This window comes from Porphyromonas sp. (assembly GCF_030529325.1).
GTDB lineage: Bacteria > Bacteroidota > Bacteroidia > Bacteroidales > Porphyromonadaceae > Porphyromonas_A.
The window spans coordinates 18,070-41,626 of the sequence record NZ_JAUMXC010000013.1 but is presented as its reverse complement, the minus strand read 5'-3'; the positions used below and the strand labels follow the sequence as shown (position 1 = coordinate 41,626).

Here is a 23,557-nt window from a genome sequence, read left to right as displayed (position 1 = left end):
GTGTAGCAGGGGCTCCAAAAGGAGGATCAAAACATCCTCAACCCCATGCGTATCATATCATTGATCGAAACGCCCGGATTGGCTTTGGCTATCTTCACTGCCACCTTGCGAGCAGCAGCGGCAGGGTATCCCAGTGCAACGAAAGCCTTGGTAGCCTCTTCGATAAGTTCCTTATCTGCCACGATGCCTTCGCCCAAAGCCTCTTGAGGGTCGGCATGGAGTTGTTCGAACATCTCTTTGGCCACCTTCTTTTTGAGATCGACGATGATGCGTTGGGCGGTCTTCACACCTATGCCCTTGACAGCCTTGAGCGACTCCTCATCACCGTTGGCAATCTTCTTGGCCAAGTCTGTCGGAGTAAAGGTCGAAAGCATCATCTGTGCCGTGCTTGCCCCCACACTGTTGACCGTGATGAGCATGCGGAAGAGTCGACGCTCGATCTCCTCTGCAAATCCGTAGAGATCGTGCGTGTCCTCACGTATGATCTCATGGATGAGGAGTTTGGTATCCTCCTGCCCTTCATTGAGATGATTGTACGTGTTGATGGTGATGAAGACTTCGTAGCCCACACCATGGACATCGATGATAGCTGTCGTCGGGGTACGCTGCACGCAGGTACCTCTGAGGTATTCGATCATAAAATGTTAGCTTAAATAGTTGCGTACCGCTAAGTTACGAAGATTTCTACCCATGACAATGCAAGATCTATTGCTATGATAGACTGTCAAAAAAATAAACTTGAGATATGTGCTGCAAAAGATGTACATCTCCCCAAATCAACATGCCTACCTTGATAAATCAATGTGTCTAACTTGATGTGTCAAGGTAGGCAACTTTTTTGAGCCCCTGTGATACAGGTGTAGAGGGGCTCAAGTTACTTTCATTCTTTGTTGTCCTTTTGGACTTTCTTTTCCGGAACGTACTTGCCACACTCGTTGCTGTCGCTCTTGCGGTTGCGCTTATCTGCTTACTCTCGGATCAGATCGGGATGATGTCTTCCTGATGACCGGAGGTGCTCATTCGGAAATTGCTTCGACAGTCTTCATGATGAGATAGATAAGTCCGTTCACGATGTTGAAACTGTACATGGGCTCCATCCTTTGTGTTACAGGATTGAACACCATGTCCATCCCTATACTCACAGGACCGTAGCCGGGGATATTGTATCCCAGTCCTCCTCCTATGCCTGATGTCCATACATTGGGATTGGGCGACCATGGGGACAGTATCGTATTGGTGCGACTTGCAAATCCCTGCCCATAGAAGAATATCCCTTGGTCTGTCGTGTAGTTGAGCCTTGTGCCTCCATATAGTGATCGGGAGTCGTAGCCTGTGGAAAAGGGGCCTTTGGCAAGTTGTATCCCTCCGTAGAGGTTGATCTGCAGGTTTTTGTTGAGATCATATCTGAGATATGCGTTGGGATTGATATAGTCTGTGTGGACAAACCGTCCTACCGCAAGGGCCGAACCTATGGTGAGTTTTTCACTCGCCTTGTAGTCGAGTCCTGCCTGCACGTTGTACTGCTTGTCAGCGTACAGTTGCATAGGCAGGCTTGTGTAGCCTATCATCCCCGAGGTATACGCTGAGAGCTTGTTGTTGATTTTGTAGTTGAGACGGATCTCGCGTTGGATGGAGTGCAACATTCTGTTTTGCCACTGAGGTTGTTGAGCCAAGCCTTCATACTTTGAGGCCGATAGGGAAAATCTGTCGTTCCACAAACTTTTGTCTTCGACCCATGTGAAAGCATTGTTGCTGCGACTCTGTATGGCAAAAGGATCATTGAACTCCTTGTCAAGTTTTCCTCTTCCCTTATTCAGAAGCGAAGGGATATCCAACGCCGAAGGTCGCTGTATCGGAGCTCGTTTTTTAGGGGGTAAGGTGGGTAGGCTGTCTCCTTTGATCTGAGGGATATGCTCCTGGGCCGAGAGGTATTGCCCACAGCAGAGGAGTGTCATTGCGATTGTAGTCGTGTATCTCAGTAGAGATCTCATTGTCATTTCATTGTGAGTATTTGTGCAAATATATAAAAAGTTGTGGAATAGGCCTTTTTCTTTTTATGCGCTCCTGCTGATAGGGATATTAGTGACACGGATGTTTCTCTGATTGTTTGGTAAGAAAAAGGAGCGATCAATCTCATGAGAGACTGATCGCTCTTTTTTGTGTTTCATAGGATGCTTTACTCGTCCAAGCCTGCCTCTTTGAGGCGCTTAGCGAGGAGTTCTTCGGCAAGGTCTACGGCAGAGTTGCAAGGGAACTTCTTTTCGCCTTTCAGTTCTCTACACGTGCTACCTCCTGCTATCTTCGTAAACTCTTCTTTGATAGATGGGAGTCCTTTCTCCTCAAGGATTTTCTCTGCAGAGTACAGAGCCCCACACAATCCGCCTTCGGCACGACCGCCACCGGCAGGACGATAGGTGAGCTCTATCTCTTCGTCGCTCATCTTGGTGATGTTTTGGAAGCCTTTCTGTATGGACTGAGCACAGTTCCAGTTGTTCGATTTATTGTGGAAAAAATCTGTTGATTTAGCCATTGTATTAAAGTTTTCATGAGTGTTCTACCACAAAGGTAAGCCTTTTTTGTGTAGAAAAGAGCAAGTTTTCAGGTAGATATGTAGAATGTTCGGAGCTTGAGTGCATGGATATATCTCGACAGCGGTCGGTAGAGCAAGTAGTGGCAGAGGATGTAGTACGCAGGTATGAGTGCCAAATGGGGTGTGAATGTCGCTGTCGGAAGTGTTTGTCGTGCAAAAAACGAGCTTGTCTGCAACATAAGTTCGGCCAGTGTATCCGAGATCATCAGCAATGGTGTGATCCACACTCCCGGACTCAATAGGCTGAGGATAAGGGTTATAAGCCCGATAGGGATGATGACGACTGAGAGCAGTGTCATGGGTAACGTGCTCCAAAGAGGTATGAGGCTGCCACTACCCCAGTAATAAAGCAACCACGGCACAACGCCTATCTGTGCAGAGACCGTCAGGCAGAGAGCTTGATAGAGATATTTGGACACTTGATGTCGGGGTGAGAGGAGGCTCTCAAAAAGTGGGAAAAATACGAGGATGCCCCACACGGCCGATGCGCTGAGGATAAGCCCGGGACTCTGTATGCTCCATGGATTGATGAGCCATAGGATGACAAGGGTGAGTGAAAGTGTCTGTATGCCATCTGCCGGGCGATCGATAAGCCTTGCAATGAGGTATATGGCAGACATGAGGAGAGCTCTGAGGGTCGATGGTGCTGCTCCCGTAAAGAGAGTATAGGCTACGAGGGAGAGGAGCAGGATGATATACCTTAACTTTCGTCTGTTGTGCAGAGGAAAGAGGAGACGTAGCAACTTGGACAGCACAAGATAGATAACCCCGAGATGAAAGCCACTGAGCGCAAGGAGGTGAGAGACACCTGCTTCTGCAAAGAGGGCCTTGTCGCTGTTGTCGAGATGTGAGCGTTCTCCCAATATCAGTGCATAGAGCAGATGCAGTTCCCGCTCACCCATGTGGCCTTCTGCTATGTCCCCAAAATATCGGATCAGATGTGCTCTCCATTTCATCAGTCGGGAGGTGAGCGCAGGAGCCGGCGAAAGGTCAGACAACCGATGCAGGTAGGCTGTAGCTTCTATGCCTTGGCTACGGAGGTATGTGGCATAGCCGTGAGACTTCATCAGACTCAGCGGTTGTAGATCGAGAGTTGCCGTCCCTCTCGTTCCGTAGAGCAAGCTGTCCGTCAGGGCTTGTTCACTAGGTATGTGCAGTAAGGTGGAGATTGCCCCTTGTCCACGCTTGACTTCGGCCCGTACTCTTTGGGTCATCTCCCCCTTTTTATGCTGTGGATACGCGATGACTACTTCTGTATCATAGAGCGTCAAGGCTTTGGAGCGTGTTTCTATATCCGGAGTCCTCACCTCGCAGTATATCCCGAAGAGTAGAGCCCATGCTCCTATCCATACGATAGACTGCAAAGTCCCTCTCTCCGATCCGGACTTCAGAAAGGTGCGTATCAGATAAAAAGCACAAAGCAACGCCCAAACGATTGCTCCTCCGACAAGCCAACCCGACAGATATAGTGCAAAACCAACAAGACCGCCCCACATCAACTTGTATGCGGGTCGGTCTCCATATCTTATCGGACGAGGTGGGTGGCTCATCTGATATTTGGTCTATGTTTTATTTCAACAGTCCGGAGATAGCTGTTTCGGGATCAGGAGCTCCGAAGACATAACTTCCTGCGACGAGTACTTCCGCTCCGGCATCAAAGAGAAGAGGTGCAGTCTCTGCATTGACACCACCATCGACTTCGATGATGACCTCATGTCCTCCATCGTCGATCATCTGGCGGAGCTGACTCACTTTATGGAGTACTTGGGTGATAAACTTCTGTCCTCCAAAGCCCGGATTGACGGACATCAACAACACCATATCGAGATAAGGGAGTATATCCGAAAGGAGAGACACCGGTGTATGAGGATTGAGGACGACCCCGGCTTTCATGCCGGCTTCGCGGATTTCTTGCATCGCTCTGTGCAGATGTCGTACCGCCTCATAGTGAATGGTGAGCACATCCGCTCCTGCTTTCGCAAAGGCTTTGATGTATTGTTCGGGTTGTTCGATCATCAAGTGTACGTCGCATACTTTGTCCGTCACTGCCGATACAGCTTGCACTATGGGTAGTCCGAACGAGATGTTGGGCACAAAGCGTCCGTCCATGATGTCCATGTGTATCCACTGTGCCTCGCTCCTATTGAGCATCTCTATGTCTCTGCCGAGGTTGAGAAAATCTGCCGAAAGTATAGATGGCGCAATGATGCGCTCTCCTTTTTTTATCATTGTTTTAGAGTTGAATAAATGAGTGACAATACTTGCTGTTCGGAGTTTTTGAGAGAAAGAGCTTTACCTGCGCGTGATGTCACGGCGAAGGATCTTCAGCAGTTCGTTTTCGTCCCTCAGACGCTTGACGAGTGTGTCCATCTCTGTGAGGTTGGGAACACGGATGCTGATATGACCTATCGCTCTATCTTTTGAGCTTGTGAAGCTGATCCCTGTCAGCGGAATGCTCAAGCTCCGGAGTGTCGCAATTATATTGTACACGAAGCCCTCGAGGTTTGCCCCCTCGATGTCGAGCGTCACACCGAATGTCGAATTGATATGAGGGCCCCAAGCCACGGACACGATACTGTCGCCTTTGCTCGCCTTGAGTATCATGGCTTCGGGACAATACTTCTTGTGCACGACGACCTGACGCTCCTTGTTGAGGATGCCATGGACATCTTCACCAAAGATCGGTTTGCAACATGTTGCTCTGATGTAGTTGCGTTTGCCGTCCTTTGCGATAAGTGTGTAAGTCTCCTTCTTTTTCGATGGATCGAGAGCCGGAGCACCACTCTCGTCGGACTCCCAAGGCTGATGCTCCTCGGCTTCGCCATTGGCACGGAATAGCTCCATGACGCGTTCGAGGTCATTGATGAGGTCGTCGTTGAGGGGTTGTTCGCCCTTGTTGATGGCAAAGTAAAAGTCATCGCTGTCGGGGTAGGTGAGTACCGAGTGACCCTCACGGATGAGGTCACTGACGAGAAATCCCTTGGCTTCCACAAACTTGCGAAATGTATCCTTGCCCCTTTTTATCTTGGCGTACTTCTCCTGTGTGAGGTAAGTACGTATTTTGCGTTTTGCTTGAGGGGTCTTGGCATAGTACAGCCATTCTTCCTTGGGGGTTGTCTTTGCTGTTGTGAGGATCTCCACCTGGTCTCCACTGCTGAGGGTCTCATCGATATTGACCATCTCATGGTTGACCTTGGCACCTATACAGCGGTGTCCTATCTCGTCCCCCAGCAAGTAAGCAAAGTCGAGTACAGTGATACCTCCCGGACAACGTACCTGCGAACCGTCCTTTTTGAATATCAGCATCTCTTCCGTGCTGAACTTATACATCAGAGTCTCATAGTCTTCCGATGCATCCGGTCCGGGGTTGTTCAGCAGTGCACGCACGTTGTTGAGGATCTTTTCCTCGATGTTGTCCACCTCTTCGGTCTCCGCCTTGTATCTCCAGTGGGCCGCGAGTCCACGCTCTGCCATCTCGTGCATACGTCTCGAACGTATCTGCACCTCTACCCATTGACCTGAAGGCCCCATGACAGTACAATGGAGAGCCTGATACCCATTTTCTTTGGGACTGCTCAGCCAGTCTCTCAGACGGTCGCCCTTGACTCTGAAATGTCTTGATATGGCTTGGTAGATGCGGAAGCACTCACTGTACTCATTTTCAGGCGAAGAAGGCTCAAAGACTATGCGTATCGCAAAGATGTCATAGATCTCCTGAAATGGGAGATTTTTGGTCTTCATCTTGTTCCATATCGAGAAGACCGACTTGACTCTGTGTTGTATTTCGTACCTGACCGTGAGGTCATCGAGGTCGTCCTTGATGACGGCATAAAACTTATCAAACACCGAAGCTCTCTGACTATCAGACTGCTCTATCAGGCAACGTATATGGTCATACTCTTCAGGGTGATCGTACTTGAGGGACAAGTCCTCGAGTTCCATCTTGATATGGTACATACCGAGACGCTCTGCGAGGTGAGAGTAGAATAGTCGGGTCTCTGCCGCGATCTTGGCCTGCTTGGCCTCCGGCATGCTCGACAGCGTCCTCATATTGTGTAGTCTGTCCGCGATCTTGATGAGGATCACACGGATGTCACGGTTGGCAGTGAGAAGGAGACGACGGATGTTTTCCAACTGTGCCGACGTGTCCTGACTGCCCATGCTTGTCTTCGCAAGTATCTCTCCCGACAGTTTGGTCAGACCATCGACGATGACAGCTATCGAGTTGCCAAACATATCACGGATGTCTTGCACGGTGTAGTCCGTATCCTCGACCACATCATGCAGGAGCGCAGCGGCTATGGAGGTAGAGCCCAGCCCTATCTCGTTGCAACAGATAGACGCCACCGCAATAGGATGCAAGATGTAAGGCTCTCCACTCTTGCGCTTTGCCCCTGCGTGGGCGCTCTTGGCAAGGTTAAAAGCCTTGATGATCTTGTCTGTCCGCTTTCGGTGGTTAGATGCGAGATAATCCTGCAAGAGTTGATCAAACTCCTGTGCTATCCACTGTTCGTCCTGTTGAGTAATGTTTACGTGCATACCGTTTAGGTTTATCTAAGGTCGATGGGTCACCCCCCATGGTGTGGTGAAAGATCGTTTTAAGACAAATATACGAAAGTTTTCTTTTGCTTATAATTTCGTTATTGCAAAATACATGTTTAGTTGTTGTTCTATATTTTAAATGTCACGATGAGGATAGTTGTCGAAGTTCTCTCCCTTTGTAATATGATTGTTTTAGAGGATATTAGGGTATTCGATGTGTTTTTCACTTGTTTATGTACATCCAAGAGCATTTCCCTACATCGAACTCACGTCCTTTTAATAACTCCGTGTTGTGCTTGCTACCGGAAAATATGCAATAATAAGCGAGAAGAGGGAGAGCCGAAATAGAAAACTTTGGCTCTCCCTCTATGAGGTACTGCAAAAGGAATAAAAACTCAGGGTCTCAAATCATTCTATTGTCAGAGTTGCTGTATGCGTGGAGCCATCCTTGAAGGTCGCCTTGAATGTCAGTGTCTGAGGCTCCTTGAACTTGGGATGATCCGACGAAAGATATGCGTAGGGTCGTACTAATCGATAATCTATGGCGCTCCAGCCCCAGTAGCCGATTTTGGTAAAATCAATTTCTGACAAAGGGGCAACGATCAATTCGCCGGTCATACTCTTCTTCAGTCCTTGTACACCCTCATCTATCAGTTTTTTCATCGAAGGTTGCTGTATGGGATATTCGTCCGAAGCCGGTTTTTGCTCCACCTTTGTACAGGTCCGGACATACTTATCGAACACCATCACAACAGTAACCAATTGGGCATTGAGGGATGCTCCTGCCGGCAGCTCTTGCCCCCAATCAATGTCACTGGTAATCTCCAAACCCACAAGAGGAGTTGCCAAAAAAAATCGAATTGGCATATCACTCCCAAACTTATTTACAGTATAGATCTCACGGTGACAAGTGTCTCCATACTTTTCGGCTATGCTATGGTAAAGCTCATACTCTTTTCCGGAATGATCACCTTCGCCTACAAGATATTTAGTATCCCCATACGAAGGACTGATTTCAATGACAGTTTTGTCCTTATCCTCATATCTGTACGACAATTCTTTATTCAACACAAAAGTGGTTGCAAAGTGCCTTAACTCGATCTTCTCTTCTCTGTCATCACAACTTGAGGTAATCAGAGACAATAAAGAGACAATCATTGCCAAACATGAAATTCTTTTCATTTTTTTTTATCGTTTGTTAGGGTTATCAAATGTAATGACAGAAGTGTGCCAAGTAAAGTCGCAGTCTCCTTTTTTTAGCTCTTTGGGATCAACCTGCTTATCAACCTCTACAGGACCACTCTTTGTATTAAAAACACCAAAATAATAATATCCATCTGCAATTCCTCTCCACCCGAAGTTACAATGTACCAATGTTCGACTTTCTTTTTCAGTAGCTACGACCTCCGAGTTTGAGGGATTAATAGTTTTTATTTCACGCTGTTGTATCCTATATCCATCAATCACCCAAGCGTGCCCATTGACCCATCCCGAAATTGAGGAAATAAATACCGGGGCTCCCTTCTTCAGAGCTTCTATTGTATGCTCTTCCTTTCCACACCAAAATCTGTTTACGTTTTCAAAATCCCAATCCTTGAAGAACTGCTTTGCATTGGAAGGAAATGCAAATGTCGCATTGTAAAAATACCATGCATCAACAGAAAGTCCGATAAACCTCAAAACAGAGCCGGCAATATAGTCTATATAGTCTGTGCCCTCCTCCCATCGTTTTGTCGTTCTGAAATCCCCCAATTTGTCCCAATCTACCAAGATGCCATTGATCTTCCAATTGTGAGGATATTTCAAAGCTGTCAAAATCTGAGCTATGGCTATGGGAACACACCCTGCAGGTGCACGCCCTGATGGACCGCAGATAACATACTTCCGTCTGTTTGGGGAGAATTTATCAAAAGGATAGGACTGGTTCCACTTTGTCCTGACCAATGTGGGAACTTCTTCAAGAGTCTTCCAGGAGCCTACAACTCTCTCATAAACAGGAGTTGATCCACTGCCTCCTCCACAATCATAATCAATTATCCTGTCCAAATACTTCTGCCCACTGTGGTGTCTATCACTATCACTATTATTGAGTTCGTTGTCGCAAGGGAAATCTGCATAAGCCGCCGCATAAGAATAAATCATTTTATTGACGGCAAGATGGTCATCTTGTAGGGATGCGACATAACAGTCCTTTATGGAGTCATTATAAAATTTAAAATTAGGATACAGCTTCTGCATCTTTTCCTGTGTCAAAAGAGAGTCCGTCAGAATGAAATCATTAATATCAATTTCACCATCCTCCACAATTGCCAAAACTGTAGCCGGGATCCTCTTATCTGGACAGTACAGCATATCCTCCTTCATCAAAGTTCACCAGGTGTAAGAGGTTTTCGTTCCGCTCAATGGTGTCCCCTTCTGCGCGCAAGCTATTTCCTCCACCGGGTACAGTTTTAATTTTTGACAAATTGTAGTCTTCCAGATCTGCAAGCATCCGCTTATACGCAAACCCTTCGCCTTCACTTCGAAGTCCATCACGACTCCATGAACTTAACAGATCCCTCAATTCTTGAAGGGCTTCCTCTTTAGGGATTGTGGTTTCAGAAATTAACTTCAACGTCAATAACCTCTGAACTTGTCTCAGGCAGATATTCTGAGTCAAAAGAGCAAGAAAATAGCCCTGACAGAAAAACACAAAATAAAAATCTCTTCATAGTAAAAACGGATTAAAGATTAAAATAATAATAAGTTTCAGTCGACAGTAAAAGTAAAAGGATAGCTGAGGAGTCTGACTAATAATAGGAAGGTAAGTCATCTCACTCCTAAATCAATGGTTTCAAAAATATTAAATTACATTTAATGTTGCAAGCAAATCGAAAGAAAATGCACATCGGGCAAATGTTAATGTCTTTTCGACAACTTTTGCCTTTTTCTTTGAGGGTTGATCAGATGTCCGACGCTCGAAATCAAGGTGTCTAACTTGATGAATGAAGTTGTCTAACTTGACGCATCAAGTTAGACAACCTTTTTCGGGGGATTCCGAGAGCCTGATACCCGGCCGTTCAGAGACAAGGTATGGAAGAGCTGTCTTGAGTCCGACTCTTGCTTGGGCGGATGAGCGAAAAACTGAGCCGGGAGTGTGGGCAAAGTCATTTTTTGTTCGTAAATTCGCTTGATCTCTAATATATTAATTTAATGTGTGGAGATTGTTTGATGATGCTTTCGGGGTTATCCCGGTGGTATCATCTCGGGGGGAGTCGAGGTATGGGTCTATATACCTGCAAATGTCATATAGTGGATATGTACTATAGGTGGTTGAGATACATGATGGCACTGGTGGTGAGTATGATTGCCACCCCATTTGTCACAGTGGCTCAGAAGCGGGCAGACGTCAAAGGCCCTCATGTGACACATGTTGTCAGAGTCACAGATGCCGTCAGTGGCAGACCCGTCTATGGTGTCGATGTGATGGCCTCTGCACCATTGAGCCGGAAGTATATGACCGGCTTTTCCGGTGTGTGCAAGGTGAAGTATCCCAGGGCTTTCTACTCCTCCGGTCGTTCGATATCCCTTTCTTTTTCTCATGCCGCTTATCATCCCCTGTTGTACACTTATGTCCCGAGAGAGGTCGAAAATGATACGCTTCGCATCGAGATCATGCCTGTGGGTGGTATCGCAGAGGATGTCGTAGTGGAGCGTCCGCGAGGTGTCTACAATGCCAAAGACAATCCTGCCGTCATCCTCATGGACAGTCTCATAAATATCCGTCTGAGAGGGTATGACGAACATACGTACAGGGTCTACGACAAGCTGAACCTCTCCGTTGCCAACTTCGACCTCAACAACAGACTGCTCAACAGCCTTTTCCCATTTTTTCGCAATTATGTCACCACGTCCAAGCTCAACGGTAAGTGGGTGCTGCCACTATCGCTCCGAGAGTCGGTGTCCGATGTCGGCTACAATGGTTCTGATGGTGAGATCAGGGAGATCATACGCTACCGCAATCGTATCGGAGTGGATCAAAACATAGATGACGGGACGATGACTCAGAGTCTCGAAGAGATATTCCCGAGGGTAGACATCTTCAGAGATGATATCAAGTTGTTGGACAATAGGTTTGTGTCTCCTCTATCGACTGTGGCAAAGCGGTTTTACAAGTTTTATCTCACCGATACGATCGTCTCCAAGGGCAGAGTCGTCAGAGTGGTGGACTATTACCCTTACAACCCCAGGACATTTTGCTTCAGAGGTCAGATGTATGTCACAGTGGATAGCGGAGTGCCACGTGTGGTGCGGTGTGAGATGCAGGTGCCGAAGAGCATCAATCTCAACTTTGTGAGCGACCTCAAGATCACTCAGGAGTTCAAGGAGATCGAGGGTGGCCGTTGGGTAGTGGATGAGGAGGAGATGAATATCAACTTGTCTCTCTTCAGGAGGACTCTTGCTCTCTATGCCGAGCATACCCGCAAGTACGATCATTATGACTTTGTCACCCCTGATACCCTCCTCACTCGTAGTCGTGTCCCCGTGCGCAACCTCTCCAATGCTCCGGAAGCCCGACGATACAAGCTCGAACTTTCGTCTCAACCCCTCCTTGCTTCGGATGATGGAGCGAAGGGCTTCCTCGAGGAGGTGCGTCGCATCCCTTTCTACCGCTTTGTCATCGATGGGTCGGAGATGCTCTCAAGGGGATATGTGCGTACGGCATACTCTCCGTACAAGTTTTACGGAGGGAGTAAGTTTGACATAGGCCCTGTGTCTACCTTTTATGGCAAAAATGATATAGAGGGTGTGCGTCTACGCTTGGGAGGGCGTACGACAGCTTACTTGTCTCCGCGACTGTTCCTATCCGGTTATGCAGCCTATGGTTTCAGGGACAAGCAGTGGAAGTACAACGCTCAAGCGACTTACAGCTTCCGAAACAAGAGGTACTTCCTCGACGAGTTCCCCAAGCATGATATCTCCCTCACTCACGAGTATGATCTCTATGCCCCCGGACAGTTTTACAACGACAACGACAAGGACAATATCTTGCGCAACCTCGGGACTGCCTATCTCACAAGTCGTTCGTACCGCAAGACGTGGCTCATGAAGTACCGACACGATGGTCTGCAGGGGCTATCGTACGAACTATCGGGGAGGCACACCACCGACAGACCCACAGGGTCACTGTCCTATGTGTACATCAAAAAGGACTCTACTTTCCTAAACCTGCCTGAGATCAAGGATATGGCCTTTGGGCTGAAACTCAGGTATGCTCCGGGGGAGCGTGTCTACGAGGGCAATCTCAAGACCGGATCGAGACGACAGGAACAGAGAGACTTGCCGATATTTATGCTCAGTCACGAGGTGTCGGTCAAACTGTGGGGCGGGGATTTCTTTTTCAACAAGACCGAAGCGGGGATAGAGCAACGGTTGTGGTTCTCTTCGTATGGCAATCTCGACTACAAGTTCAAAGTGGGAAAGATATGGAACAGCGTCCCATTTCCCTTGCTGTACACACCGCCTGTCAACTCGGCAACGGCGTACAACGAAAATGCCTTCCAGCTCATGCAGCCGATGGAGTATATCGGGGACGAGTACGCCACATTCTTTGCCTCTTATCACATGAGAGGGTGGCTCATCAGTCGTATCCCTCTCCTCAACAGACTCAATCTCAGAGGAGTCTTTACCGTCAATGCCCTCTATGGCAACACGTCTCAACTCAACAACTCCAAGACGAGTAGGGAGCTCTTTGTCCTCCCGGTTTCTACATCGGAGATGGAAAACACGATGTATGTGGAGGTCGGTTTCGGGTTTGAAAATATCCTGCGCATCCTGCGTGTCGATGTCTTCAAGAGATTGACTCCGGCGGGCCCTCATTCCGGATCTGAGTACGGCATCAAGGGCGAACTCCGACTCAACTTCTGACAAAAGTCTGATTTAGTGTATCAAGTCATCGGGATCGATTGCCATGATTCTATGCACGGACTTCCATTGATGTTTGGAGGAGTGACCGTATGTGTGAGGGAGAGACTTTGTTATTTGCATCACGACAAATGCTTTGCTTGAAGTACAGACCTTTCTGATCCCTGCTTTTCAGCTAAAACCTTACTCCTCTCAAGGCAATTGAAAGAGATGACTTACATCTGAGGTGCCTCTAAATAACAAACCGTGGATCATCAGCTTTTGCTGACAATCCACGGTCGGATGATCAGATCTCTCTCAGGAGATCAATTGAAGTCGTATGTGAAGAAAATGCCTGCAGGGAAGTTGGTATAGTCTCGGTATTCCTTGTGCAACTTTGGCGCAGTGCCACTGAAGTCAAGGAGGGCAATGCTGTTTTTCAAGAAATCCAAGCCGAATCCCTTGAGCGTATTGATATACACATGACCGGTCTTAGGATTGACTGCAATGTTGTTGTACACAATATTTGCATCCTGCACGAGCGTTGAGGCATCAACCATCAATTTTGTGTCTCCTGTCTCAAAATTGTGACGATAGATAGAAGTCGTTGTGCCGGAGAAATAGATGGTATTCCCTATCGCAGTTATACCCGGGGTTGCTCCCCAGCCGGCATTTACAGAACCTTCGGAGATCTCGTTCTCCTTGATTATTGTACCGTCTGCTGCTTTGATCTTGATGATACGATCCTTTTTATCTGAGGTTTTGAGTACAGATACCCATACATTGTTGTCTGCGGACTTGATCACGCCTGAGATTGTCGCGTTGAGTTCTATGGTTTGTGTGACTTCTGTCTTTCCTGCTTCGAGGACAAGGATTTGCTTTTTGCCGGGAACAAAAACCTTGTTGCCAACGACTGCCATTCTGTTTTTCAGAGCACCTTCCGATCCTTTCACAAACGTTAGTTTCTTTGTGGCAGGGTCAAAAGCATACACACCTTTGTTGTCTCGAATAAAGAGATTGTTGTCATTGACCACGGCAATATGAGTAGGCCAACTCAACGTTTTCTTTAACTCTTCATCGTAGGTTGCCAAGTGCTTGAGTGTCTCAGCGTTGGCAACAACAAGCATACCCTCGCTTTCCATATTGGGGGTGTTTTTCTTGCCATTTTGGGAGATGATGTACATCTTGCCATTCTTGATGAAGAGGTCCTGAGTGACATTGCCGAGAGTCTTGTTGTTGGTCTTGATGTAAACGCTGTCCGTGATCTGCCCCTTGGGACTGATAAAGATGAGAGTCCCATTTTCGGAGGTCATATTGCCCTCGTTGAGGATAAATGTGCCGTGTCTGTACTTGCCATAGACGGAGATTTGGGCTGTTGCTTCTTTCTCTCCACCTTCGTTTATGCACTTCAAGGATACCACATGCTCTCCAATCCGGTCAGTGGTGAATACAAAGACAGAGTCTGTCGTCGCTTGCGCAACACCACCCACGTACCATTTGAATGTGCTTTTGGATGAGCTCTTGATCACGGCCTTGAGGCGGATCTCGTCAGACTGAGGCATTTCGTATTCTCCTGAGAGGTTGTTGATGCTTACTTCGGGAGCATCAAATGTCGGTTGGTCATTGGAACATGAAGATATACCCATCATCATGCTTATCACCAAGGGAACATAAAGTAATCTTTTCATTGTTGTGTTCAATTAGTTAGTGAAACTTGTTTAACTGCAATTATTTATTTGCCAAGGATATGGAGGTCTTCAATGCCCATGATTTCGGTAGAGCATTCGCCGAGCCATCCGTTTTCTTGATTGACTCCCGTATAGACCTTGATGAAGTCTACTCCGGGAAGGTGGACCTTTTGCCCTCTTTCGTTGACTGCCCAGCTTATGTCGATAGCAGAGTCGTCTTTTGTATTGAGCTCATTATCTGCATAACCGTAGCGGAACTTATACAGAACAAAGTAAGGCGTAGATCCCTCTGATTCGTTGATCCCATTTTGTGGAAGACATGTCCCTTTGAGCACGAGCTTGTCGCCTTTGACCCAAAGAGGAAAGTAGGGCTGATTGTGGTATGGATTCTTGACTTTGAATCCGGAGTTGCCTTTGTTGTCTTCCCAACGCACATACTTCTCCTTTTCTTCGCTTGTTTCCGGCTCTTGTTTCGGTTTGTGGTACGTGATCTCACAGTCGCGGTAGAGATGGACGTTGTTTCCTGCCTTTTTGGCTTTTTCATACCAAGGCTCCTTGGTCACGTCAGCGTGCGCACTACCTTCGATCTCGTACCATTCGTTGTCATCGGGAAGTCCATTTTTGTTGACATCGTAAGCCACCATGATGACTCCCGGTTCGCAACTGCCCCCCTCGGGAGCATCGGGATCGGGATTGCCGGTTGCATAGAAAGCATTGCCGAGGACACGGAAGTCCCTCTTGCCTTCGATATTTTGGATGGTGTGGTCAAAGCCGACAACGACATAACCTCCAAACCCTCCAAGAGTAATCAGCCCCCGGGCGTTGTTGCCGATAGATGCGAGTACTTTTTCATTCATTTTTTCTTGGGTGTCTCCCGGATCATATTTGGGTAGTTTGTTGACAAACTGTCCTACGCCGGGCATATAGTCAAGTACCTTTGTGATGTAGGCTGTCGCTTCTGGTTTGGGAGTAGGGGAAACTCCTCCTATGATAACTTTGACAGTGATGGGATACTCAAAAATCTTCTTCCCTTGAGTCACCTTGAGTGTCAATTTGTATTCTCCGGCAGATTCAAAGAAATGTTCGAGATCTTTCGTCCGAGAGATTGATTCTCCATCTATAAACCATTCGTAGGCGAGACCTTCGTCCGATATACCGGATACTTTGATCTTCAGAAGTTGATCTACCTGAATGACAAATCCTCCGTCCGGTACTTCTATTTTGATGTCATCTTTCTTGAGCTGGTAGGGGTTGTCGTTATCACACGAAGTCATGAGTCCTGCAAAGAGCAGGCAACTCAGGATGATTGAAAATATAGATAAGTTCTTTTTCATGACGTGCTTAGTTTTTAGTTTTTAATTTTTTCCTCGTAAATACCATGTGTGCAGGGATGTCTCCGGTTGTTACCGACCACTTTTTGATGCCCGATTTATTGAAGCAGTAGAGTACTCCCGGAGAGACATAGTCCTTTGCATCGGTGATGAAGATATCGCCGGTGCTTGGATGTACAGCAATGCCATAGGGAGTCTTTATCTTCTTGTCTGTGCCGTCTTTGATGAAGTTTCGGCTTTTGATCTTTTGGGTGGGAGTATCCACGATGGCGTATGACACAGTCCACTCTTTGGTGTTGTAGTTGAACTCTGTGCTGTATATATACAGGTCGTCTCCGACTCGTGTCATGTTGCTATTGGGTAGGTTGGGTATCTCCTTGACCTCCTCCGTCTTTGTGTTTATGACATAAGTCTTGGAAGGTGTGTTGTAGTAGTCCCCACGGGAAGATACATAGATGTAGCCATATCTGTCGATCTCCATACGATGAAGGTTGATCCCCACGTCGATTTTCTTTATTTCCGTAAACGTGTTGAGATCTATCACCGATACGGTACGATCATAGTTGGGTGCGCGGTATCCTCCCGAGTTGGCAACATAAAGCTTATTGTCAAAGATGACCATCTCCTCCGGCTGGTATCCTACCGTACATTCTGCCACGACTTGCAGGGTTGCAGTATCTACCTTTGCCACATAGCCTATGCGTGCATTGGGATCGATCTTCACGGGTCCGGCATAAGAGCTCACATAAGCATAGTCGTCCTTGAAGGTGACATATCTACAGTTGGGGATGGCTATCTTCGTGATGTGTTTGACTGTTGCCACGTCCATTACCTCAAGATAGTTGGAGACATTGATGACGGCGTACAGCTTGTTTCCGTAGATCTGTATGTCATTACCTACATCTCCGAGGTCTTTGATCTCTCCGGGGTTGCGCTCTCCGAATATATTTCGGTGATATATCCCTGTCGTATAGTCATAGAAGTCAAGTGACGCTTTGTTGCTACCCATATTCCCTTCGTTGAGCAAGAAGAAGCCTTGGATGTCCTCTGTAGGTTTTTCGTCAGGATTTATGACAATGGGCTTTGATGGTACGACAGGATCATCGCTGCGACATGAGGTTATCAGCACAAAACTGAGCGTCAAGATCGCAAGAAGTGTTGATTTCAAAGTCTTTTTCATACTGTCGATATTGTTAAGTTGATTTTGAAGTTGGTCCCCGGCATTGGATACCACTTGACCACTTCGTACTGTTGGTTGAATATGTTATTTATTTCCGCAGCGAGTTTGAAGCGTAATCTGCCGAGCTCAAAAGCCCTTGTCACAGACATATCGCTGGTATACCACGGTTGGATATAGTTTTCGGGGATATTGCCTCCGAGCATATGACGCTCACCGGTATAGATAAAACTGTAGTTGAAATCCCACGGCCCATATGAAGCTCCCATGACAAGGGAGCCACTGTGTATTGGTACATATGGAATTTGGTGACCGAAGAAGTTCTCGGTGTGGTCTGAATCATCACCTCCTCCGTAATCCTTTTCAGGGGTCTTGTCTTGGGCTATCTGGTAGGTATAGTTCAGACGAGAGTTGAGGGAGACTTTTCCCAGTCTCAGCGTAGGTGTGATCCCGAGGTCAAGCCCCTTGATCTCCACATAGTCGAGATTGAGCATCGTCCATACAAGTTGGTTGGATGTGGGGGTGGCTATGATTTTGTCCGTCACTTCGTTGTAGTAGGCATCTGCGCTGACGCCTATTGACCTGAACCAACTTGTTGTAGTCGCATTCCACTTGTAGGTCAACCCTATATTGTACTGTGTCGCGTACTCCGGGCGGAGGAGCCGGTTGCCGATCTGTACGTAGTAAAGGTCGTTGAATGTCGGCATCCTGAATATCTTTTTGTAGAAAGCTCTCAAGTCAAGATCTGTGCCCTGAAGCGGCCGGAATGAAGCTATCAAGGTCGGAGACAGTATGCTCTTGTCCGCAGCTACAGGTCTTCCGAGGGCACTTTTGTCCTTGACAAACGTATGAAGGAGACTCCCTTGTATGTGAGCACCTTTCCACCTTATTGATGTCGCTACTGCACTGAGGATGGAGAATCTGCGGGGACGGACAAAGTTGGCATTGAAGACTTCCGTACCATTCGCATCGAGATGGTTGTATTGGAGGTCACAAGCAACGTTGGTACTCCACCACGGAGCGATGCTGAAGAGATTGGCGATCGACAGATAGGCTTCTTGCTGGTAGTAGTGATTGTCCATCGGTTGCAGAGTACTCTTCGGAGGCATCCGATAGTTCATATAGTCGTTGGCATATTTAGCCTGTACTTTTACGCTGTATAGAGATGAGACACTTTTGCGGAAGAGTGATTGTACGAAGAAGTTACGATCCGTCTGACGATCCTCGTTGAGCAAGGATATTTCATAGTCTTTTTTCACTGCGGCTCCGGGATAACCCCTCTCCGAGCCGTAGAAGTAGGCTTTTGTCATCCATTCCCCGCCATTCAGTTTGCCAAAGAGAGCTGCTTCGGCTCTCAGTGCTGTGACATCGCCATTGCGCCTTATCTCTGTGGTGTCATATCCCTCAAACTTTTGGTATCTGAACTTGTATCGCCCCGAAGTGTACATAAACTCCGTGTTGGCAGACAGACTGATCTTGTCTGACAATCGTCGTTCCCATAGCATCGAAGCGTTGACAAGGTTGAAAGATCCGGTTTTTGCTTTGAACGTGTAGTTGTCTTTCTGCCAACGCTTAAATACAGGCTTGCGAGTCACCATATACACCGCACTCGCAGAAGCATAATCTTTGGCCGACTGGAATAGGTCGCTCCGTTGCCCGTTATATAGGGAGATGGCTTCCATGTTGTCGAGTGAAAATTTTCCCAAGTCCACGGTGCCGTTTTGAGCGTTGGTAATCTGTATGCCATCGAAAAACACTCCGACATGCTGACTTCCCATACTACGTACGTTGATGGTCTTGAGTCCTCCTATCCCTCCGTAGTCCTTGATCTGTACCCCTGAGAAGTAGCGTAACGCGTCTGCGACAGAGACGACATTGAGTCGTTCTATCTCTTTGCCTGATAAGGTCTGTGCCGGTACTACTTCCGGCTTTTGTCCATAGGTGACGATACCCTTGAGGAGATAGATCTTGAGAGAGTCTGAGGGCTGCTCCAAGGCTGTGCTCGTTGCTACTCCTTGGGCTAAGGTTGTGGGAGAAAGTATCGCGAAGAGAACTGTCAATAGCAACCCCCAAGCTATCCGGTTGACAGAGTCTCTGCCGAGGCTCATATACAAAAAAAGACTATTTGTTCATGGAGGAGACACACAACGTATCATCCTCTCAAATTCACACAAATAGCTCCTTGGAAATTAAGCGAAGTCCTGCGGCCTCATGCTTGTCCGCCAATAGTTCAAAGCTCTTATTCCTCGAAAGCTCTAAAAACACCACACATCGGCAGGTATCCTGACTTGTCCCCGTCTCAGAAGCCTTCCCACACATTGGTTTGTCGTGCAGTGGCATCCTCTTTCTCTGTCTCTGAGACGTTGTATAGGACTTACAGTAGCGGGCCTGTCCGGGATTCTCACCTGGTTCCCTCTTAGTCGGCGGGAGACATTTGTATCGCCGAACCGATGCTTTTGTAAAGGTACAAAAAAAGGACAACATACCCATAATGCCCCTTTGCCCTTGGCATCGGGCTTATCTCATGTGTTCCTTCATGTAAAGACCGCCACCGGAGACGTTTCTCCGATGACGGTCTTGGGGTAAATCAGATGGTTGCTTGTTAGTTTTATTACTTCTTGAGCGATGCTACGTGTTTCCAAGTCCCACCATTGAGGACGTTGGTGAAGCCGTTGCGTTGGAGGATGGTTTGAGCCTGAGAACTCCTGCCTCCACTGAGACAAAAGACGATGATGCTCTTTTTATCCTTAAACTTATTGATACGTGCTTCGATCTGATCCACAGGGATATTGATAGCTCCCGGTACACTGCCGGAAGCAAACTCGCCGGCACTGCGGACATCGACCAAAAATGCGCCATCTTGGATGGCTTCGATGAGGGTCTGATCATCGGGACGGGAAAATAGGTTTTTGAGTAGGTTGAACATAATAATTTATGATGTTTTATAGATGAGACAAAAGTGTGTTATTGCTTCGAAATCTTGCTTTGGCAGACAAAGTCTGTCTTGGGGATACTTGTCTGAGCTATTGCACCAAAACCTCCTGCAATGTCTGTGAAGTTGCGGTATCCTCTCGCAAGTAGGATGCTCGATGCGATCATGCTGCGGTAACCACCTGCACAGTGGAGGTAGAAGTGACGATCACGAGGGAGATCCTGTATCCAGTCGTTGATGTAAGCAAGCGGACGGCTGTATGCATCTTCGACATGCTCGGCTGCATACTCACTCTCCTTGCGCACATCGATCACGATGCTGTCGGAGAGAGGGAAGCGTTGGGCAAGATCTTCGGCAGAGATACGCTCGACATGGTCTACCTCTTTGCCGGCAGCCTTCCACGTGTCGAAGCCACCATCGAGATAGCCCAATACGTTGTCAAATCCCACACGGCTCAGCCTTGTGATCACTTCCTCCTCACGTCCCGGTTCGGTCACGAGGAGTAAGGGTTGCTTGACATCCACGATCATGGCACCTGCCCATGGAGCGAAGTCGCCATCTATACCGATATTGATCGAACGAGGGATGAAGCCCTGAGCAAAGACCTGGGGTGCTCTTGTGTCGAGTACCAAGGCTTCGGACTGCTCTGCCAATGCCTCGAAGTCGGTCGCAGAGAGAGCAGACTGTCCGCGCTCCAATACCTGTTCGAAGTTGTCGTAGCCCAGCTTATTCATCGCGACATTGCCACCGAAATAAGCCGGAGGAGGGAGCAGACCCTCTATCACAGAGGCGATGAAAGCATCCTTGCTCGGTTGCTTGAGGGCGTAGTTGACACGCTTTTGGTTGCCGAGGCTGTCGACAGTCTCCTGCATCATGTTCTTTCCGCAAGCAGATCCCGCACCATGTCCCGGATATACAGTAATATCATCGGAGAGAGGGAGTATCTTGTTGTACAGACTGTCGTAGAGGAGTCCGGCCAATTCTTCCTGAGTCAGGTTGGCAGCCTTTTGAGCCAGGTCGGGACGACCCACATCTCCCAAGAAGAGGGTGTCTCCGCTGAAGAGTGCAGTCTCACGCCCCTCTTCGTCGATGAGGAGGAAGCAAGAGCTCTCCATGGTGTGTCCGGGAGTGTGGATGACTTTGATTTTGGCTTTGCCAAGCTCGAATATCTGACCATCTTCAGCCACTATGGCATCAAATCCCGGCTTCGCTGTCGGCCCGTACACGATAGGTGCACCTGTGGCACGGCTCAGGTCAAGGTGACCGCTTACGAAGTCAGCGTGGAAGTGGGTTTCCAATATATATTTGAGTTGTACGCCATCGCGCTTGAGGCGTTCGACATATGGTGAGATCTCACGAAGTGGATCGATGATAGCTGCTTCACCCATTGAGGTGATGTAGTATGCGCCTTGGGCGAGACAGCCCGTATAAACTTGTTCTATTTTCATAAGTGTGAGAAGTTTTATGTGTTGGCTTGATATTGCAAAGATGAACCAATTTTTCTGCCCGTACAGCTACTTTAGTCACATAAGGCTATTTTGAAGACCGGCAAGACTCTTTTTTATGCTAATACTGTTTCTTTCAGTATGATATACAGTCCCATGACAAAGACAAACCACCCAAAAGCAGGCTTGAGTTTAGCCCCATCAATGCGCTCGGAGAGCTTCATCCCCAAAAATATACCGAAGATGGCGAATGCCGTCACAGAAAACAACAGCCCCCAGTCAAGACTTGCGAGACCACTCTCTCCCAAGAAGCCCAATAGGGACTTTGCCGAGATGATGACGAGGGACGTCCCGATGGCTTGCTTCATGGGCAAGCCTCCGAGGATGACCAAGGCAGGGATGATCAGGAATCCTCCTCCTGCTCCGACAAGGCCTGTGAGTGCGCCTACCACAGTGCCCTCAAGTAGGATCAAGGCATAGGGGTAGGAGTGGCGTTTTTCGCTTTTTTGTGGAGCCTTCTGTTGTTTATTGGTTGGCTTTATCATGCTGACGGAGGCCACAAGCATGAGGATAGCGAATATGAGCATCAGCAACATACTGCGGTCGACGATAAATCCGCCTACGCTGAATACTTCCTGCGGAATCGCAGGCACGAGATAGGCACGGGTCAGATAGACGGCCACGATCGATGGCAGGCCGAATATCACAGCCGTACGTATGTCTACAAGGGAACGGCGGAAGTAAGAGACACTCCCGATGACACTCGTAATGCCTACAATGAAGAGCGAATAAGCCGTGCCCAATACCGGATCTATGCCGAAGAGGTACACGAGTACAGGGACGGTGAGGATGCTCCCTCCGCCTCCTATGAGTCCGAGTGACAGACCTATTAAGATGGATGCCAAATAGCCTACGATGTACATAATGGTTTCAGTTGGATGACGACACAAAGGTCGCCATATCCGAAACCCTGTACAGCTACTTTAGTCACATAAGGGTGATTTTGTTGCGTCCCAAGCGTACGATGCCGGACTCTTCGAGTTGTTTGAGCAGTCTCGATACCACAGCTCGGGCAGTGCCGAGTTCGGTCGCGAGTTGTTCGTGTGTGATCTGTATGGTATTGCCCTCGACGAGTTCGGCTTTTTTGCGGATGAGATCCAGCAGGCGCTCATCCATCTTCTTGAACGCTATGGCATTGATGGTCTCCAAGAGCTCTTCAAAACGCTTGTGATAAGAGCGGAAGATGTAGTTGAGCCATTCGGGATGCTCTTTCATGAAGAGGGATACCTTGTTGATAGGCAAGAAGAGTATCTCGGCATCGTCCTCGATCTCGACCTTGACCTTGCTCGTTTCGTTGTGCAATCCCCCGAGGAAAGACATGATACAGCTCTCTCCTGCCTTGATGTAGTAGAGCAAGATCTCTCGCCCGTCATCCTCGGTACGGATCACCTTCATGACCCCCTTGATGACGATAGGTATCGAGCGGATGTGGGCATTCTCATTGAGGATTACGCTCCCTGCCTTGTAGACCTTGAGGATACCATGCGTGTAGAGCTTTTCGACGAGTTCTGGCGAACTCCGAAATTCGGTTATGTCTTCCAACTGCTTCATAGAGGCAAACATAGTAAAAAATATCCGCTTGACAATTCTATGTGCCGATGTAGGGTAGAGAGGCAGACTATCTTTCGGGATAAGGTAAAGTAATGTGGTTGTGTAGTATTCAGGTTAATCAGGTGATTTGATGTCTTTATTTTTTGCGCTCGATCCGTGCCATGATGAGGATGATGACAGAGATGAGCAAGAGGAGAAAGGCTATCCCCATCTTGATGGCGTAGGCCGGTGATTTGAGTTCGTCACTTGCTGCCAGTGCCACAAGGAAGATCGCTACGGCACAGAGGTAAGATATATAGGGTACAAACTTTCTCATAGTACAATGATCAGGTAAGTGAATAATCCTTTGTCCTTTGAT

Annotated in this window: 19 protein-coding genes and 1 riboswitch; of the genes, 1 reads left to right on the top strand and 18 read right to left on the bottom strand. The window is 47.8% G+C overall.

Annotated elements, in window-relative coordinates:
• Positions 1 to 26: 26 nt before the first annotated feature.
• From ruvA to Q4A14_RS03515, 9 genes are all read right to left on the bottom strand, one after another.
• On the bottom strand, positions 27 to 638 hold the full coding sequence (gene ruvA / locus Q4A14_RS03555) for a Holliday junction branch migration protein RuvA (RefSeq protein ID WP_303169987.1): 612 nt from the start codon (positions 636 to 638) through the stop codon (positions 27 to 29).
• 378 nt (positions 639 to 1,016) lie between these two features.
• Positions 1,017 to 1,991, bottom strand: coding sequence for a hypothetical protein (locus Q4A14_RS03550; RefSeq protein ID WP_303169986.1), 975 nt, complete (start codon positions 1,989 to 1,991; stop codon positions 1,017 to 1,019).
• 185 nt (positions 1,992 to 2,176) lie between these two features.
• Positions 2,177 to 2,530, bottom strand: coding sequence for a redox-active protein (locus Q4A14_RS03545; protein ID WP_303169985.1), 354 nt, complete (start codon positions 2,528 to 2,530; stop codon positions 2,177 to 2,179).
• Between the two features lie 68 nt (positions 2,531 to 2,598).
• On the bottom strand, positions 2,599 to 4,140 hold the full coding sequence (locus Q4A14_RS03540; protein WP_303169984.1) for a ComEC/Rec2 family competence protein: 1,542 nt from the start codon (positions 4,138 to 4,140) through the stop codon (positions 2,599 to 2,601).
• A gap of 19 nt (positions 4,141 to 4,159) precedes the next feature.
• Complete coding sequence (gene rpe, locus Q4A14_RS03535; protein WP_303169982.1) at positions 4,160 to 4,819, bottom strand: ribulose-phosphate 3-epimerase; 660 nt, start codon at positions 4,817 to 4,819, stop codon at positions 4,160 to 4,162.
• A gap of 63 nt (positions 4,820 to 4,882) precedes the next feature.
• A complete protein-coding gene (locus Q4A14_RS03530; protein ID WP_303169980.1) occupies positions 4,883 to 7,129 on the bottom strand; it encodes a bifunctional (p)ppGpp synthetase/guanosine-3',5'-bis(diphosphate) 3'-pyrophosphohydrolase in 2,247 nt (748 codons plus the stop codon).
• A gap of 411 nt (positions 7,130 to 7,540) precedes the next feature.
• Entirely contained in the window at positions 7,541 to 8,314 is a 774-nt protein-coding gene (locus tag Q4A14_RS03525; protein ID WP_303169979.1) for a hypothetical protein, read from the bottom strand.
• Positions 8,315 to 8,320: 6 nt separating this feature from the next.
• A complete protein-coding gene (locus tag Q4A14_RS03520; protein ID WP_303169978.1) occupies positions 8,321 to 9,484 on the bottom strand; it encodes a C10 family peptidase in 1,164 nt (387 codons plus the stop codon).
• Entirely contained in the window at positions 9,465 to 9,746 is a 282-nt protein-coding gene (locus Q4A14_RS03515; protein WP_303169977.1) for a hypothetical protein, read from the bottom strand. Before Q4A14_RS03515 ends, Q4A14_RS03520 begins: the two co-directional genes overlap by 20 nt.
• Positions 9,747 to 10,429: 683 nt before the next feature.
• Between Q4A14_RS03515 and Q4A14_RS03510 the strand changes: the two genes are divergently transcribed.
• Positions 10,430 to 13,039: a DUF5686 family protein gene (locus tag Q4A14_RS03510; RefSeq protein WP_303169975.1), complete on the top strand. Its 2,610-nt coding sequence runs from the start codon at positions 10,430 to 10,432 to the stop codon at positions 13,037 to 13,039.
• A 302-nt stretch (positions 13,040 to 13,341) separates the two neighbouring features.
• On the opposite strand, the gene Q4A14_RS03505 is transcribed toward Q4A14_RS03510, so the two are convergent.
• From Q4A14_RS03505 to Q4A14_RS03465, 9 genes are all read right to left on the bottom strand, one after another.
• Positions 13,342 to 14,703 (bottom strand): DUF5074 domain-containing protein, encoded by a 1,362-nt coding sequence (locus Q4A14_RS03505; protein WP_303169973.1) that lies wholly within the window; start codon positions 14,701 to 14,703, stop codon positions 13,342 to 13,344.
• 44 nt (positions 14,704 to 14,747) lie between these two features.
• A complete protein-coding gene (locus Q4A14_RS03500; RefSeq protein WP_303169971.1) occupies positions 14,748 to 16,037 on the bottom strand; it encodes a PKD-like domain-containing protein in 1,290 nt (429 codons plus the stop codon).
• 7 nt (positions 16,038 to 16,044) lie between these two features.
• On the bottom strand, positions 16,045 to 17,214 hold the full coding sequence (locus Q4A14_RS03495; protein WP_303169970.1) for a YncE family protein: 1,170 nt from the start codon (positions 17,212 to 17,214) through the stop codon (positions 16,045 to 16,047).
• A complete protein-coding gene (locus Q4A14_RS03490) occupies positions 17,211 to 19,319 on the bottom strand; it encodes a TonB-dependent receptor (RefSeq protein ID WP_303169969.1) in 2,109 nt (702 codons plus the stop codon). Before Q4A14_RS03490 ends, Q4A14_RS03495 begins: the two co-directional genes overlap by 4 nt.
• Before the next feature lie 147 nt (positions 19,320 to 19,466).
• A riboswitch (cobalamin riboswitch) is annotated at positions 19,467 to 19,678 on the bottom strand.
• A gap of 144 nt (positions 19,679 to 19,822) precedes the next feature.
• Entirely contained in the window at positions 19,823 to 20,137 is a 315-nt protein-coding gene (locus Q4A14_RS03485; protein ID WP_303169968.1) for a rhodanese-like domain-containing protein, read from the bottom strand.
• A 38-nt stretch (positions 20,138 to 20,175) separates the two neighbouring features.
• Entirely contained in the window at positions 20,176 to 21,591 is a 1,416-nt protein-coding gene (locus tag Q4A14_RS03480) for a rhodanese-like domain-containing protein (RefSeq protein WP_303169967.1), read from the bottom strand.
• A 113-nt stretch (positions 21,592 to 21,704) separates the two neighbouring features.
• Positions 21,705 to 22,511 carry a sulfite exporter TauE/SafE family protein gene (locus Q4A14_RS03475; protein WP_303169966.1) on the bottom strand — a complete coding sequence of 269 codons (807 nt, stop codon included), beginning with the start codon at positions 22,509 to 22,511 and terminating at the stop codon, positions 21,705 to 21,707.
• Positions 22,512 to 22,575: 64 nt separating this feature from the next.
• On the bottom strand, positions 22,576 to 23,199 hold the full coding sequence (locus Q4A14_RS03470; RefSeq protein ID WP_303169964.1) for a Crp/Fnr family transcriptional regulator: 624 nt from the start codon (positions 23,197 to 23,199) through the stop codon (positions 22,576 to 22,578).
• A 136-nt stretch (positions 23,200 to 23,335) separates the two neighbouring features.
• A complete protein-coding gene (locus Q4A14_RS03465; RefSeq protein WP_303169962.1) occupies positions 23,336 to 23,515 on the bottom strand; it encodes a hypothetical protein in 180 nt (59 codons plus the stop codon).
• Positions 23,516 to 23,557: the final 42 nt, after the last annotated feature.